The following is a 14373-nucleotide window of genomic DNA, read 5'->3' as shown; positions in this document are numbered from 1 at the left end:
TTGAAGTCCGCGAGGCGGCGGCCGAGTTGGGCGCCGTCGTCGGCGAGGGTCTCGTACTCGCCGTAGTGGACGGTCGTGGGCGGCAGGCCGGTCAGGTCGGCGTTCACGAGGCTGATCGCGGGGTCGGTGAAGTCCACGGCGGGGTCCTGCAGCCAGGCTCCGCGGAAGAGTTCGAGGGTGCCTCGGCTGAGCATCTTGTCGTTTGCCTCGTTGGCGTCCACTGCCGGGTTCTGGAGGGTGAGGTCGGTCCAGGGGGAGACGCTGACGATCGCGCCCGGGGTGGCTTCGCCCTTGGCGAGCAGGCGCAGCGGGAGCATCACCGCGAGGGTGCCGCCGATGGAGTGGCCGGTGCTGCCGATGTTGTGGGGCTGGTAGCCCTGGGAGAGCAGCCACCGGTAGGCGGTCTCGGCGTCGTCGAGCTGTGCGGGGTAGGGGTGTTCGGGCGCGAGTCGGAAGTCCACGACGAGGGAGCGGGCGCCGGCTGCCTTGGCGATGTGGCCGGCGGCCTTGCGGTCGGAGTGCATCGAGGCGGCGACGGATCCGCCGAAGTGGAAGTGGAGCAGTGCCTTGTCGGGGTCGGCGCCCTCGGGGATGGCCCACAGAGCAGGAACGCCGTCCGCGTCGACCTCGGCGTAGGTGACGCCTTCCGGCTCGGTCGACGCCTTGTGGTTCGAGTCGACGATGTCGCGGACGATGCCCAGGTCGAGGCCGGGTGTCGCCGACTTCGCGCTCGTGCTCGCGAGGAACTGCGCGAACTGCTGTGCCTCTGGACTGATTCCCATGGTGGTGCTCCTTCTCGGACGGGCGTCGTGCGGGGGTCTCTCGCGGAAGCCGGGTCGATGTACTGGGCATGACGCTACTGTCTGAGTATAGGAAAGTAAACTCAGATGAGATTGGAGTCACCCCTGCAGGCGAGGGCGCTCCGAGCCCTGTGTCAGGATCTCTACGCGCAGATCTGCGCCGGACACCCGGCGAGTGAGGAACGTGGAACGTGATGGCCACGACAGCCAGGTCCGCGGATGACGAGCGGATGACGAGATGACGACCGATGACTGATACCGCCGCGGTCGAGATTCTCGCCGACGTGCAACGGGGCGTCGGCCGCATTCTGCTGAACCGGCCCAAGGCGCTCAACGCCCTGACCACAGGCATGGTCGCCGCCATCGACGGCGTGCTCGCCGGGTGGGAGCACACACCGCTGTCCGCGGTGGTGCTCGCCAGTACCAGCACGAAGGCGTTCTGCGCGGGCGGCGACATCCGTACGATCCGCGAGCACAGCCTCGCCGGGGATGCCGAGGCCAGTGAGCGGTTCTTCGCCTCCGAGTACCGGCTCAACGCCCGGATCGCCGAGTACCCCGTGCCGGTCGTGTCGCTCATCGGCGGCCTGTGCATGGGTGGCGGGCTCGGTCTGTCCGTCCACGGCAGCTTCCGCGTCGTCACCGAGGGCGCGGTGCTGGCGATGCCCGAGACCGGGATCGGGTTCTTCCCGGACGTCGGGGCAAGCTACTTCCTGCCGAGGCTGCCCGGCGCGATCGGCATGTACCTGGGACTGACCGGGCACTGGCTCGACGCGGCCGACGCCCTGTACACGGGGCTGGCCACGCACTTCGTCCCCGCGGACGGGCTCGACGCGGTCGGGGACACCCTCGCCGACCGTCCCGGCGACCCGGTGGACGTCGTCCTCAACCGCCTCGCCGGCCGTTCGCCGGTGGCGGAGAGCAGGCTGGCGGAGGTGCGAGGAGACGTGGACTGGGCGTTCGGTGCGCCGACCCTCGGCGAGATCGAGAAACGCCTGCACCACCTCGACACCCCATGGGCGGCGACCGCGTCGGTCGCTCTGGAGTCCGCCTCGCCGCAGAGCCTGGAGATCACTCACGCCCTGCTGGCCCGGGGCAGGCAGCGCACGTTGCGCGAGTGCCTCGACGCCGAACTCGCCCTCACGCGTACGACCATCCGTACGCCGGACTTCCTGGAGGGTGTCCGGGCGGCCCTGGTAGACAAGGACCGCACTCCCACCTGGCACCGTGCGCCGCCCGGCGGGCGGACGCTGCCGTCCTGAACATGTCCGCCGTGAGCGGGGCATCGCCTTGCGCGAGGGGCTTGTCGTGCAGGATCGGTACACGTCAACGAGACGGGAGCGCCGACCGAGTAGTGGCGGGGAACGAACCGCTGGAGTCCGGTGGTGCGGCCGGGCACGGCCTGTGCGGCTGTCTGGTGCCGCGTGGCGCGCCTGTGTCGCGCTGTGTCGCGCTGTGTCGCGCTGTGTCGCGAGCATATGGCGTGCGGGTCGGCACCGAGCCCCTGCGACGGCGGCTCTCCGTGACGTGGTCGCCGTTGGGGCGCCGACGGCGTTGTCGCCCCCTCCGGTGACCGTGCCGGACGGAGGGTCTGTGACCGGCACGGTCTCAGTCGTTGTCGGGCACCATCGAGACCACGACCTTGCCGGCCTTGGTGCGGCCCTGCTCGACGTGTGCCATCGCCTCGAGTGTCCGGTCGAAGGGGAAGGTGCTGTCGATGACCGGGCGGAGTTTCCCGCTGTCGTAGAGGGCGCCGAGTTCGCCCAGCTGGGAGCCGTTGGCCTGCATGAAGAAGAACTCGTAGCGCACGCCCAGCGCCTTGGCCCGCTTGCGGATCTTACGGCTGAGTGTGTTCATGACCAGGCCCAGGAACGAGGGGGCGCCGAGTTGCTTGGCGAAGCCGGCGTCCGGCGGGCCGACGACACTGATGGCCAGGCCGCCGGGCTTCAGTACGGTCAGCGACTTCTCGAGGTTCACTCCGCCCAGGGCGTCCAGCACCAGGTCGTAGCCGGACAGCGTCTTTGAGAAGTCCTCCTTGGTGTAGTCGACGACGATGTCGGCGCCGAGGTCCCTGACCAGCTTCTCGGTGTCGGTGTTCGTGGTCGTCGCCACCGTGGCGCCGAGGTGCTTGGCGAGCTGGATGACGGTCGAGCCGAGGCCGCCGGCACCGGCGTGGATGAGTACCTTCTGGCCCGGCTTCACATGGGCGCGGTCGACGAGAACCTGCCAGGCGGCCAGGGCCACCAGCGGCACCGCGGCTGCCTCCTGGAGGGTGAGGGAGGCCGGCTTGGGCGCGACGTCGTCCTGGTCGATCGCGATGAACTCCGCGAAGCCTCCGATCCGCAGGTCACGCGGACGGGCGTAGACCTCGTCGCCGACTTCGAATCCGCGTACGGCGGAGCCGACCCGCGTCACGACGCCGGCCACGTCGTGGCCGAGCACGAACGGACGCTTGTACTTCAGGAGCTGCTTGAACTCCCCGTTGCGGACCATCTTGTCCAGCGGGTTGATGCTGGCGGCGCTCACTCTGACCAGGACGTCGCGGTCTCCGACGGTGGGCTCGGGTACTACTGCGGCGCGCACGCCGTCCTTGCCGTACTTCTCGACGACGAATGCCTTCATGTCGGCCGCCTCTCTGCGTGGGTGTTCGGGTGGTCGATGTGATTCTTCGCGCAAGTCCCCCTGCGCGCCCGTTTCTCGCGTGCGGCCGGGTTGGTGTGCAGGCCACGACGCTACTTCCTGAGTATAGAAAAGTAAACTCAGAAGAGGTTAGTATCACTCCATGGATGCGAGGACCGAAGCTCTTCAGGACGCCGGCATGGACCATCGACTCGACCGGGACACGTCCAACTGCTCGATTGCCCGGACCCTTGAGGTCGTGGGTGAGAAGTGGACGATTCTGATCCTGCGCGAGGTCTGGTACGGCTCGTCCCGCTTCGGTGACTTCGAACGCGTCCTCGGCTGTCCTCGCAACCTCCTCGCGGCGCGGCTTCGGATGCTGGTGGAGGAAGGGATCCTGGCCACCGAGACGTACAAGGAACCGGGCTCGCGGAGCCGGCCGAAGTACGTGATCACGCCCAAGGGCATGGATCTGGTCCCGGCCGTGATGGGGCTCCTGCAGTGGGGCGACCGCTACCGCGCCGACCCGGAGGGCCCGGCCGTACTGGCGCGGCACCGCGGATGCGGCGCGCACGTAGACGCCCAGATACGCTGCGAACAGGGCCACGCCGTGCAGGCGGAGGACATCGAGAGCGTCCCGGGCCCCGCTTTTCGTCTGAGGCCCGCCGAGTGAGCTGAGCGCGGTTGCGCCAGGAGCTCGTGGCGGCTCGGTCCCTGGTGGAGCCGAAGGCGGACTCAGGGTTTGACGATCATCTTGCCGATGTTCTCGCCCCGCATCATCGCCAGGGATGGAACGCAAGAGACCGCACACCGACCGCTGCTCGGCTCACCTGCTGGGTCTCACGACAGGACGAACCTATGCTGGCTGTCATGAGGCGGACATCCTTTGCGCAGTGGCCCTGCTCGATCGCGCGGACCATGGACCTGCTCGGGGACTGGTGGACGCCGTTGGTGCTGCGTGAGGCGTTCTACGGGATCCGGCGGTTCGACGCGTTCCAGGAGTCGCTCGGGATCGCCCGCAACACGCTGACGGACCGGCTGCGCCGGCTGGTGGACGAGGGGCTGCTGGAGAAGCGGCCGTACCAGACGGAGCCGGTCCGGTACGACTACGTGCTCAGCGAGAAGGGGCGCGACTTCTACGGCGTGCTGCTGGTCATGAACCGGTGGGGAGACCGCTGGCTGGCCGGTGAAGCGGGGCCGCCGGTGGCCATGCGGCACGAGGTGTGCGGGCAGGAGAGCCACGCCGAGGTGGTGTGCGCCGCCTGCGGCGAGCCCATGACCGCGGACAACACCCGCCCCCGAATGGGTCCCGGCTATCCACCGCAGCTGGCCGAACGGCCGGATGTGCGGGAGCGGTTCGAGGGCTGACGCCGGAGTTCCGCAGGGCCTGTGTCTGTTCTCTTCTCTCTTGACAAGAGAGTCTATCTACGCAACTTTACTGGTCAGGTACTGGAACGAGGATTCTCGGATGGGTAGGGAGGCCGCAGGACGGTGGAGTGGACGGGTGCGTGCTATGCGGACAAACCGACGGTTGAGGTCCACACCTGGATCGCCGCCTCGCCGGCACAAGTGTGGACGCTGGTGGCCGACATCGAGCTGATGCCGCGTCTGAGCGCCGAGCTGCAGTCGGTGGAATGGCTGGACGGCGCGAGCTCTCCTGCCCCGGGGGCCCGGTTCATCGGCCGGAGCAAGCACGACGCGTTCGGGGAGTGGGCGACCACATCTCACATCGTGGAGTGCGAGCCGCCGAGGGTGCTCGCCTGGGCGGTGGAGGACCCCCAACACCCCACGGCCGTCTGGCGGTTCGTTCTCGAGCCGCAGGACGGCGGCACTCTGCTGAGGGAGTGGATGCAGATGGGGCCGGCCCGCTCGGGCCTCTCCTTCGCCATCGATCGCATGCCGGAGAAGGAGCAGAAGATCGTCTTCGTACGCATGCGGGAGTTCGAGGCCAACATGATCGCCACCCTGGAAGCGATCAAGAAGCTGGCCGAAGACGCCCGGACTTCAGGAGAGGCGAGTCTCTGATGCGTACCTCCACCACGATCGAAGCCTCCGGAGGCGACTGGCGGGAGATCGTCGAATACGTCACCGAGGCGGAGAAACTCGGCCTGGACATCTGCTGGGTCGCGGAGGCCTGGGGCTCCGAGGCACCGTCACCGCTGGGCTACCTCGCCGCGAAGACCGAGCGCATGCTGCTCGGCTCCGCGATCATCCAGCTCGGCACCCGCACGCCCATGGCCATCGCCCGCGCCGCGATCACGCTGTCGCAGATCTCCGAGGGACGCTTCCTCCTGGGGCTCGGCCCCTCCGGACCGCAGGTGATCGAGGGGCTGCACGGTGTGTCGTTCGCCCGGCCGTTGTCGCGGATGCGCGAGACCGTCGACATCGTGCGGCAGGCAGCCACGGGGGAGAAGGTCTCGTACGCCGGGCGGGAGTTCCAGCTCCCGCTGCCGGGCGGGGAGGCGAAGCCCATGCGCCTGTCGATGCGTGCCGAGCACGAGATCCCCGTCTACCTGGCGACCCTTTCGCCGAAGATGCTGCACCTGACCGGCGAGATCGCCGACGGCTGGCTGGGCACCAGTTTCGTACCCGAAGGCGCCAAGGAGGCGTACTTCGACCACCTGGACCAGGGGTTGGCCGCCGCCGGCCGGAAGCGCGCGGACCTGGACATCTGCCAGGGCGCCGAGGTCGCCTTCGCGGACGACGAGGACGCGCTGCGCGCGATGGTGGCCGGACGCAAGAAGGAGCTGGCCTTCAGCCTCGGCGGCATGGGCTCCGCGACCACGAACTTCTACAACAGCGCCTACAGCCGCCAGGGCTGGGCCGAGGTGGCGGCCGAGGTCCGGACCCGCTGGCTGGCCGGTGACCGGGACGGTGCGGCCGGCCTGGTCACCGACGAGATGGTGCTGGCGACCACGCTGATCGGAACCGAGGACATGGTGCGCGAGCGGCTGCGCGTGTGGCGCGACGCCGGTGTCGACACCGTTCGCTTCTATCCCGCCGGCGAGACCCTCGACGCCCGACTCGCCACCCTGGGCCGGGCCATCGAGCTGGTCCGCGACATCGAGGACGAGGCGGCACGGTAGAGGCGGGCCATAGTGGCCGAGGCGGGCTGCCGTGTGCCGACGCCGGCCACCGGGCCTCGCCACCGGGCCCCGGTTCAGGTCGACCGGGCGCCGGTGCCGTCGGCTGCCAGGCCCGACATCAGCAGGGTGATCGCATGGAACGTCCTGGTCAGGGCGTCCTCCCGGTCCGCCGCGGCGGCGATGATCTGGTTGCCCTTGCCCTTGCCCTTGCCCTTGCCCTTGCCCTCGCACAGGCCGGCCAACAGTAGCCGGGCGACAAAGGCGATGGGAACGTCCGGTTGCAGTGGGCGCCGCCCACGCGGCACAGCCGGATGCCGTCCCCAAGCCCGGTGCGCACGGCGCGGTCGCCGTCTGCGGCCTCGGCGTCCTCGGGCTCGGTGCCGCCGAGGCCGGAGTACACGAAGTCGACGGGGCGTCGACCCGCGGTCGATGATGGCTGTGCGGGCATAGATCACGGCGCCGTGGCGCTGAAGCGGACGTCCGGGGAACCGCTGGCGAGGTGGTGAACCATATGGTTGCCTCCCTCGTCCTTTACCGGCTCCTCTGCGGCGAGCGGTGGCGGATACCGTCGCTGTCGAGTTGATGAACAGGTTGTTCGATCGGGAGCGAATCGGCCCCTCGCGGGAGCCGGCCGCCCCAGTGGAAAGGAAGCCGTCCATGGACGAGCAGGGTGAGCGCTTCGACGTCGTAGTACTCGGCGCAGGCCCCGGCGGATACGTAGCCGCCATCCGGGCCGCCCAACTGGGCAAGCGCGTCGCGGTCGTCGAGGAGAAGTACTGGGGCGGCGTCTGTCTGAACGTGGGCTGTATCCCCACCAAGGCCCTGCTGCGCAACGCCGAACTCGCGCACATCTTCACGCGCGAGGCGAAGACCTTCGGTATCAAGGTCGAGGGTGAGGTCTCCTTCGACTACGGGGAGGCCTTCCGGCGCAGCCGGAAGGTCGCGGACGGCCGGGTCAAGGGCGTCCACTACCTGATGAAGAAGAACAAGATCACGGAGATCAGCGGTCGCGGCACGTTCCTCGACCCGCATACGCTCCAGGTGGCCGACTACGACGGCAACACCCGCACCATCGGCTTCGACCACTGCGTCATCGCCGCCGGAGCGACTCCCAAGTTGCTGCCCGGTACCCGTCGCACCTCCCGGGTGGTGACGTTCGAGGAGCAGATCCTCGCCGAGGACCTGCCGCAGTCGATCGTGATCGCCGGCGCCGGGGCCATCGGCGTCGAGTTCGCCTACGTGCTGCACAACTACGGCGTGAAGGTCACCGTCGTCGAGTTCCTGGACCGGGTCGCCCCGCTGGAGGACGTCGAGGTCTCCGCCGAGCTGGCCAAGCAGTACCGGAAGTTGGGCATCGACGTGCTCACCTCGACCCGCGTCGAGTCGATCGACGAGTCGGGCCCGCAGGTCCGTGTCACGGTCACCGGCAAGGACGGCGCCCAGCAGGTCCTGGAGGCCGACAAGGTCCTGCAGGCGATCGGCTTCGCCCCGAACGTCACCGGCTACGGCCTGGAGAACACCGGCGTGCGTGTCACCGAGCGCGGCGCGATCGACGTCGACGGCCGCTGCCGCACCTCCGTCCCGCACATCTACGCCATCGGCGACGTCACCGCGAAGCTGATGCTCGCGCACGCCGCCGAGGCGATGGGCGTGGTCGCCGCCGAGACGATCGCGGACGCGGAGACGATGGAGCTGGACTACGTGATGATCCCGCGTGCCACCTTCTGCCAGCCGCAGATCGCCAGCTTCGGCTACACCGAGGCGCAGGCCAGGGAGAAGGGCTTCGACGTCCAGGTGGCCAAGTTCCCGTTCACCGCGAACGCCAAGGCCCACGGCCTGGGCGACGCGAGCGGCTTCGTGAAGCTGATCAGCGACGCCAAGCACGGTGAGCTCCTCGGCGGCCACCTCATCGGCCCCGACGTCACCGAACTGCTCCCCGAACTGACCCTGGCCCAGCAGTGGGACCTCACGGTCCACGAGGTCGCCCGCAACGTCCACGCCCACCCCACGCTGGGCGAGGCGGTCAAGGAAGCCGTCCACGGCCTCGCCGGACACATGATCAACATGTAACGGGGTGCTCGACGCAGCGACAGCAGGGCCCGTTGGTGCTCGGATCGGTTTCGCGACCCGAGCTGCCAAGGGGCCCTGAGCCTTTGTTGGGGGAGATCCTGGACAGGGGGTTCTCAGCGGCGTCAGGGACGGACGCCTCTCGTTGACGTTGACGTTGACGTTGACGTTGACGTTGACGTTGCCGCGCTGGGCAGCCACCGCCGGCCAGCTCATCAGGCGCGGGCCGTCCTCGAAGAACCTCGAAGTCGACGCGATACCTCACTTTCATCCCCATTTGGTAACTCGCTGACCGATGCGGTGACGGATCCGCATCCAGGCATCCCTCCGTAGCGTCGGGCGTGATCAGTCCACGCGCGCTCCACCGCAGGAGGATGACTTGGCGACGGCGATCACCGAGGCCGGGAGCGTCGGCAGGACAGTGTCGCGCTCCTTACGGCGCAGGCCGCGCGGTTCATAGGTGCCGACCCGGTCGGCGCCGCCCTGGCCCCCGAGTGGGCGAGGGCCGAGGAGTTCGGCTACGAAGCCCTGAGGTTCCTCGGTACCTGAATCAAAGACAGGGGCCGTAACCCCTAAGCGGAGGAGGACGGCCCCGCCGCGTGCCGACCCGTGGGGACGGGGACTGGCGCGCCAGACGGGCCCGGCGGCCTATTCCCTGTCTCGGGAGCGACCGCCGGGCCCTGTCAAAGCGCGGTAACTCTTCGGGGTCAGCTACGACCTCGGAATCCTGGAACCGCACCGCATACATATCCGGTTCAAGCTCTCCGGTCTGCCCTACCCCCGCACCCTGAGACGGCGGCCCCCACCAGCAGACACGTCAGCGCGGTCGTCACCGCGGCAACCATGGTTCGCACCGCTTCGGCCGGTCAGTCCGTCAACCCGGCCGCGACCGTCGCCCCCAGCTCCCAGCACGCCTCGATGTCGGCCTTGCCCGGCTCGCCGGTGACGGTCACCGGCTCGGCCGCGCCGCGCCAGCCGAGGCCCGTCGTGATCGACCCGATCCCGCGCAGGGCCCCCGTCACATCGCTCCCGCCGTGCACGTAGACCCCGAACGGCCGACCTCGTGTCGCGTCCAGGCACGGGTAGTACACCTGGTCGAAGAAGTGCTTGAGGGCGCCGGACATGTAGCCGAGGTTCGCCGGGGTGCCGAGCAGATATCCGTCCGCGGCCAGCACGTCCGACGCCGTCGCGGACAACGCGGCCCGGCGTACGACCTGGACGTCCTCGATCTCCGGGGCCGTGGCACCGGATACGACGGCTTCGAACATCGCCTGGCAGTTGGGCGAGGGCGTGTGATGCACGATCAGCAGAGTGGCCACGCCCCGCACCCTGCCGTGCCGTTGCTCGTGCCCGCAAGCCGCACCCGTCGGCCCTCGCGTCGCCGGGACGCCGGTCGGGCGGCGTTGTGTGCCGCTCTCAGGGATGCGACGATGCCCGGCACGGCCCGGCAGGGGCACAGCGCAACGGGAGGCGTGTCTTGACCGACGGGGTTCAAGGACAGCGGGCGGCAGTGGTCTTCGACGCGCTCGGGCCCGTGTACGAGGAGGCGTTCGCCCACTCCGAGGCGCACCTGGCATCGCTGGAGTGGCTGCTCGGGCGGCTCGCCCCCGGCAGCAGGGTGCTGGACGTCGGCAGCGGAACAGGGCGTCCCACGGCCTCGACGCTCGCCGCGGCGGGCCACGACGTACTGGGGATCGACGTCTCACCCGTCATGGTGGAACTCGCCACCCGGCGAGTTCCCGACGCCACGTTCCGGCGCGCCGACATCGCCGAAGTTCCGCTCCAGGACGGCTCGTTCGACGCGGTCTGCGTGTACTTCTCGCTGCTGCAGATGTCCCGCGAGCGGCAGTCGGACCTGATGGGAAGGCTGGCGCGGGCCCTGCGGCCGGGCGGCAGCCTGGTGCTCGCCACCGTGCCCGTCGACGTGGAGGACGTCGCGGTCGAGTTCATGGGGCAGCCCGTCCGGGCGACGAGCTTCGCCGCCGAGGACCTCGTGGCCCTCCTGAACCGGGCGGGTCTCGCGGTGGAGTCCGAGCACCACGCGATGTTCACTCCGGCCCACCCCGACGCCGCCCCCGAGCCCCACCTCTTCCTGTACTGCCGACGGGAAGAGACGCAGCCGGCCGTCTGATGTGACCGGCCGAGGCGGGGGAGGGGCGGCGCCGCGGTCGCGAGGCGGCGTCAGTTCGCCACCTGGGAACGGGGCGCGGCGACATGGGCCCGGCGTGGGCTCCACCAGAAGCGGCCTCGGGAGCAACCGCGGGAGCGCCGCCTGCGCCTGTGGGTGATCTTTACGGAGTAACCGGTCTCGCGATACGGGCTGTTGGGGACGGTGCACCGGGAGATCAGATGGGTCACCTGCCCAGGTGCCATGTCGTCAGCGGCCGGCGCACTGTGCCAGGTGTGACACCACGCGCACTTGACGCAGAGATGGGTGCCGTCCGGATGCGCGTCGAGGATCCCGGGGATGAGAGGGGTGTTCGCCATGCTGTTCTCCTTAACGGGGTGGGAGGCACCGGTCGCTCGTGGCGGACGGCGCCCTGCGCGTCCGCTGCCGGACGCGCAGGGCGGAGTGTGCTCAGACCGAGTCGGGGCGCAGCCGCCGGCGGCGCGGGCGCGGCGTGGGGACGGGGGTGACGACGGGAGGGGCCGGCTCGGGCTCAGCGGCGGGGAACCAGCACACCAGTGCCTCGCCGATGAGGGTCAGTACGACCAGGAGCGCTCCGGTGGCGAGCCAGAGCCACTGAACCGTCCACTCGTGGGGCGCGGCGGACATCGCGGTGGTCCCCGGAATCATGCCCGCGCCCATGCCGGTCAGCACGATGCCCGCGGCGAAGATCCGGGGGATGCGGTCGGCCTTGGCGCCGCTGCGCGTCAGCCGGTCGGTCAGGCTCCTCACCAGCTTGCCGGTGATCGCGCCCAGCACCACGCACGCCGTGTACAGGACGAAGCCGGCAGTGGTGCCGGTGATGTCGAACTTGATCTGGGCGGTGTGCGCGAGCCCGATGTAGCCCAGGCCGAAGCCGGTGGTGAACCACTCGGGCTGGCAGCCGCTGAGCTGAGTGGGAAGCACTAGCGTCCACCGGTGCCGTGGACTACCTTCAGGGGTGGAGATGGCTGGCATTTTCGGCTCCTGAGGCTGTATGCCAGAGCCGGGGCGACTGCAGATCACCCCGGTCCCGATCTTCGAATTGGCCCCTGAGACCTTCACAGGTCTCGGGGGCCGTCCTTGTTTTCAAGCATTCACCTGGCCCCAATGCCTCAACAAGACACGGCAGACGACGTAAAGAATCTGGATTTCCCAGGTAAGGACGGTGGCTGCGGCTTTGCGTAACGGCATGGGCGCCCTTGGCGACGGAACCGTTTCCTCCGGGAAACGATGCTGCTAACTTCCGGACATGCTTCCGGGGCAAGAGGGCAAAAGTGGGCAAGATGGCGATCGCGGCGACATTGATGACATCGACGACGCGGGCCAGCTTCTGCGATACGCCCTGGTCGCCCAACTGGCGCGACTGAAGCAGGATCGCGGGGTCACCGAGAACACCGTGGCCCTCGCGGCGGGCATGAAGGGCCCGGCTCTGTCGAAGATCATCAGGACGCTGGGCAGCCCCACGAAGCACCAGAACGACACGGAAGGAGCCCTGCTGCGCCGCCTGGACAGCAGCATCGTGGCGCTGGCCGCCGACACCGCGTCCCTGGGCGGGCTGAACTCGCTCGGCATCCGGCTGCGGGGACTGACCAAACAGGACAGCCTGATCGCGCATACCCCGGCCAACTGGACCTGGGAGATGCTGGAGGAGGAGGCGGACACCGAGTTCGCGGTGCTGATGCAGGCCTCGGCCCTGTTGTCCCTGCTCATACCGGAGGGGCAGGCGGGACCCCGCCGGACCGCGACCAGCCTCAAAGAGAAGTACAAGAAGGGGAAGACCAAACTCCTCATCAGCCGCCTGGCTCTGATCGGTGGCGCTCCGCCGACCTCCCGCAACATTGACGCGCTGGTCCTGCTCGGTGCGCTGACCAAGTGGGCGTACGACGGCGAACTGGTCCTGCTCATCGAAAAGGACCTACGGGACTCACCGCTGGGATTCCGGCTCTGGCGGGCCGTGACCAAGCTGGTCCACCTGTGCGGGGACACCGCCCCCAACAGCGAACTCAGACGATGGGTGACCGATCTCCTGGAGAACTGCGAGCAGTTGCGCGGCAGGAGCAGCTACCCGGGACGCTCACTGGATCTCGAACTGGCCATCGCCATCCCCCATCGGTGGTCGTCCCACGACGACCCGGACGGCGACTGGGTCCGCGCCCTTCTCCTCGCCCGCGCCGAGGACACCACAGCGACGTTGAGGGAACGCGGCACCGCGGCTCTCGGGCTGTGGCAGCGCACGTTGACCAACAACCCCCGGCACCGTGACGATGCCGTCGAGGGAGAGCGCGTCCAGGAAGTCGAAGCGCGGCTGCGTGAGCTCGTCACGCAGTTCCGGCATCCCGAGGCCCGCAAGGACGCCGCGGCTGGAATGCGCTGGGTGGCCATGACACTCGAGTCCGTACTCGATGCCAAGGTCCCGGTCTGCAACCAGTGGCCGGAGCCCGACGCGGCGGAGGATCCGTGGTTCCAGGTCGTTCAGGATGCGGCGAACTCCCTGGATTCCCGGGGGATCCCGGCGCAGATTCTGCGGCCCACGAAGGTCCTCTTCCTGCATGTGCTGCTGCAGAACGCCGGAGTGCAACGCCGTCAGGCCATCGACACGCTCCTGGCCGGCGGCTGGGCGCGCCCGGTCATCAAGGCTCTCGCCCAGGTGCTGCGGAACGAGAGGACCGAATCCTGGCTTCGGATCCGTGTCCTGTTCGCCATCGGCTACCTGCAATGCCGCGACTCCAGCGTGGCGACCATCCTGACCAAGGCGTGCAAGGACGCGCACCTCAAGCTGCAGGGAGATCCCACCCGAGCGCAGATCACGGAGATGCACGCTGTGCTCTTCGCCATCGGCGACTGCTTCGGAGCCGGCTTCGGCGCGCGCGACCTCAATCAACTCACGTCCGTACGCGAGGAGATCGCGCCCATCCTCGCGGAGCTCGTGGACAGTGATCGCCTCAAGACCGACGAACGCTTCCTTCCGGTGGCCAGGGCCCTCGTCTACCTGCTGACCTTTATCGCCCAGAACCGCCGGGGCGAGGCAAAGGATCTCAGCGAGCAACTGCTGCTGTCCTTGCGCGAACACCCCGACAAGCTGACCCGCGACTACTGCGAATGGGTCCTGCGCTTCCGCTTCAGCGAGGACGGGACAGTGCAGTCACTCCTGCATGCCGCCGACGAATGACGCGCCGCACGGAAGGCCGAGGTGCTCGCGGTCGGCGCGCGCCGGGGCCTCGACGGCGCGCATGGTCCGCTCTCCGCCCTCTCAGCGCTGGAACTTCCAGGTGATGTGGGAGTCCGTCACCTTGGTCACGGTCACCGGAATGTCGATGGTGGTGCCGTCGTTCCTCTTGCCGGTGCAGGTGAGGGTGGTACCGGTGATCGCTTTCAAACCGGTCGGGCAGGACACGCTCACCTTCACGCCGACCCATGGCAGCGGGTGGTATTTGCTCTGGGTGCGGCCGGCGACGATGTCGGGCGCAAGGGCCTTGTGGCCGTCCACCATCACGGTGTCGAACTGATCGAGCTCGGTGGTCGACTCGGTGCCGGAAAACCGATGGGTGCCGAGACCGCCGAGGACGAGCACGGCGGTCGCGCCACCGACGACGCCGACGACGAACTTGGTGTCCAGCATGAACGCACTCCTGATATCCGGAGGCGGAACCGTACC

The 14373-nt window shown here is 68.8% G+C and carries 15 protein-coding genes; 8 read left to right on the top strand and 7 right to left on the bottom strand.

What is annotated here, in order from left to right; genetic code table 11:
- Positions 1-782 (bottom strand): alpha/beta hydrolase fold domain-containing protein (locus tag AB0I18_RS43910; RefSeq protein WP_363111388.1); only part of this gene is annotated, 782 nt, incomplete at its 3' end.
- Between the two features lie 266 nt (positions 783-1048).
- Here AB0I18_RS43910 and AB0I18_RS43905 point away from each other — a divergent pair.
- Entirely contained in the window at positions 1049-2059 is a 1011-nt protein-coding gene (locus AB0I18_RS43905; RefSeq protein WP_363111387.1) for an enoyl-CoA hydratase/isomerase family protein, read from the top strand.
- Positions 2060-2405: 346 nt separating this feature from the next.
- Here AB0I18_RS43905 and AB0I18_RS43900 read toward each other — a convergent pair whose 3' ends face one another.
- Complete coding sequence (locus tag AB0I18_RS43900) at positions 2406-3419, bottom strand: NADP-dependent oxidoreductase (RefSeq protein WP_363111386.1); 1014 nt, start codon at positions 3417-3419, stop codon at positions 2406-2408.
- A gap of 196 nt (positions 3420-3615) precedes the next feature.
- Here AB0I18_RS43900 and AB0I18_RS43895 point away from each other — a divergent pair, with 196 nt between their 5' ends.
- From AB0I18_RS43895 to AB0I18_RS43880, 4 genes are all read left to right on the top strand, one after another.
- Positions 3616-4089 carry a helix-turn-helix domain-containing protein gene (locus AB0I18_RS43895; RefSeq protein ID WP_363111390.1) on the top strand — a complete coding sequence of 158 codons (474 nt, stop codon included), beginning with the start codon at positions 3616-3618 and terminating at the stop codon, positions 4087-4089.
- Between the two features lie 197 nt (positions 4090-4286).
- Positions 4287-4784: a helix-turn-helix domain-containing protein gene (locus AB0I18_RS43890; RefSeq protein ID WP_363111385.1), complete on the top strand. Its 498-nt coding sequence runs from the start codon at positions 4287-4289 to the stop codon at positions 4782-4784.
- Positions 4785-4907: 123 nt separating this feature from the next.
- Entirely contained in the window at positions 4908-5441 is a 534-nt protein-coding gene (locus tag AB0I18_RS43885) for an SRPBCC family protein (protein ID WP_363111384.1), read from the top strand.
- Entirely contained in the window at positions 5441-6502 is a 1062-nt protein-coding gene (locus tag AB0I18_RS43880; protein ID WP_363111383.1) for an LLM class flavin-dependent oxidoreductase, read from the top strand. Before AB0I18_RS43885 ends, AB0I18_RS43880 begins: the two co-directional genes overlap by 1 nt.
- A gap of 74 nt (positions 6503-6576) precedes the next feature.
- Here the strand turns inward: AB0I18_RS43880 and AB0I18_RS43875 are convergent, their stop codons facing one another.
- Positions 6577-6807 carry a hypothetical protein gene (locus AB0I18_RS43875; RefSeq protein ID WP_363111382.1) on the bottom strand — a complete coding sequence of 77 codons (231 nt, stop codon included), beginning with the start codon at positions 6805-6807 and terminating at the stop codon, positions 6577-6579.
- A 352-nt stretch (positions 6808-7159) separates the two neighbouring features.
- Here AB0I18_RS43875 and lpdA point away from each other — a divergent pair, with 352 nt between their 5' ends.
- Complete coding sequence (gene lpdA / locus AB0I18_RS43870) at positions 7160-8572, top strand: dihydrolipoyl dehydrogenase (protein WP_363111381.1); 1413 nt, start codon at positions 7160-7162, stop codon at positions 8570-8572.
- Positions 8573-9435: 863 nt separating this feature from the next.
- Here the strand turns inward: lpdA and AB0I18_RS43865 are convergent.
- Positions 9436-9888, bottom strand: coding sequence for an NAD(P)H-dependent oxidoreductase (locus AB0I18_RS43865; protein WP_363111380.1), 453 nt, complete (start codon positions 9886-9888; stop codon positions 9436-9438).
- A 158-nt stretch (positions 9889-10046) separates the two neighbouring features.
- Between AB0I18_RS43865 and AB0I18_RS43860 the strand changes: the two genes are divergently transcribed.
- Positions 10047-10700 carry a class I SAM-dependent methyltransferase gene (locus AB0I18_RS43860; RefSeq protein WP_363111379.1) on the top strand — a complete coding sequence of 218 codons (654 nt, stop codon included), beginning with the start codon at positions 10047-10049 and terminating at the stop codon, positions 10698-10700.
- 50 nt (positions 10701-10750) lie between these two features.
- On the opposite strand, the gene AB0I18_RS43855 is transcribed toward AB0I18_RS43860, so the two are convergent.
- Together AB0I18_RS43855 and AB0I18_RS43850 are read right to left on the bottom strand one after the other, a co-directional pair.
- Positions 10751-11056, bottom strand: coding sequence for a hypothetical protein (locus AB0I18_RS43855; protein WP_363111378.1), 306 nt, complete (start codon positions 11054-11056; stop codon positions 10751-10753).
- A 91-nt stretch (positions 11057-11147) separates the two neighbouring features.
- A complete protein-coding gene (locus tag AB0I18_RS43850) occupies positions 11148-11642 on the bottom strand; it encodes a hypothetical protein (RefSeq protein WP_363111377.1) in 495 nt (164 codons plus the stop codon).
- A 325-nt stretch (positions 11643-11967) separates the two neighbouring features.
- On the opposite strand from AB0I18_RS43850, the gene AB0I18_RS43845 reads away from it, so the two are divergent.
- Positions 11968-13887: a hypothetical protein gene (locus AB0I18_RS43845; protein WP_363111376.1), complete on the top strand. Its 1920-nt coding sequence runs from the start codon at positions 11968-11970 to the stop codon at positions 13885-13887.
- A gap of 81 nt (positions 13888-13968) precedes the next feature.
- Here the strand turns inward: AB0I18_RS43845 and AB0I18_RS43840 are convergent, their stop codons facing one another.
- Positions 13969-14337: a DUF4333 domain-containing protein gene (locus tag AB0I18_RS43840; protein ID WP_363111375.1), complete on the bottom strand. Its 369-nt coding sequence runs from the start codon at positions 14335-14337 to the stop codon at positions 13969-13971.
- Positions 14338-14373: the final 36 nt, after the last annotated feature.

The sequence above is a fragment of the Streptomyces sp. NPDC050704 genome, assembly GCF_040654355.1.
Lineage (GTDB): Bacteria > Actinomycetota > Actinomycetes > Streptomycetales > Streptomycetaceae > Streptomyces.
This window is presented reverse-complemented; position numbering and strand designations above follow the sequence as displayed.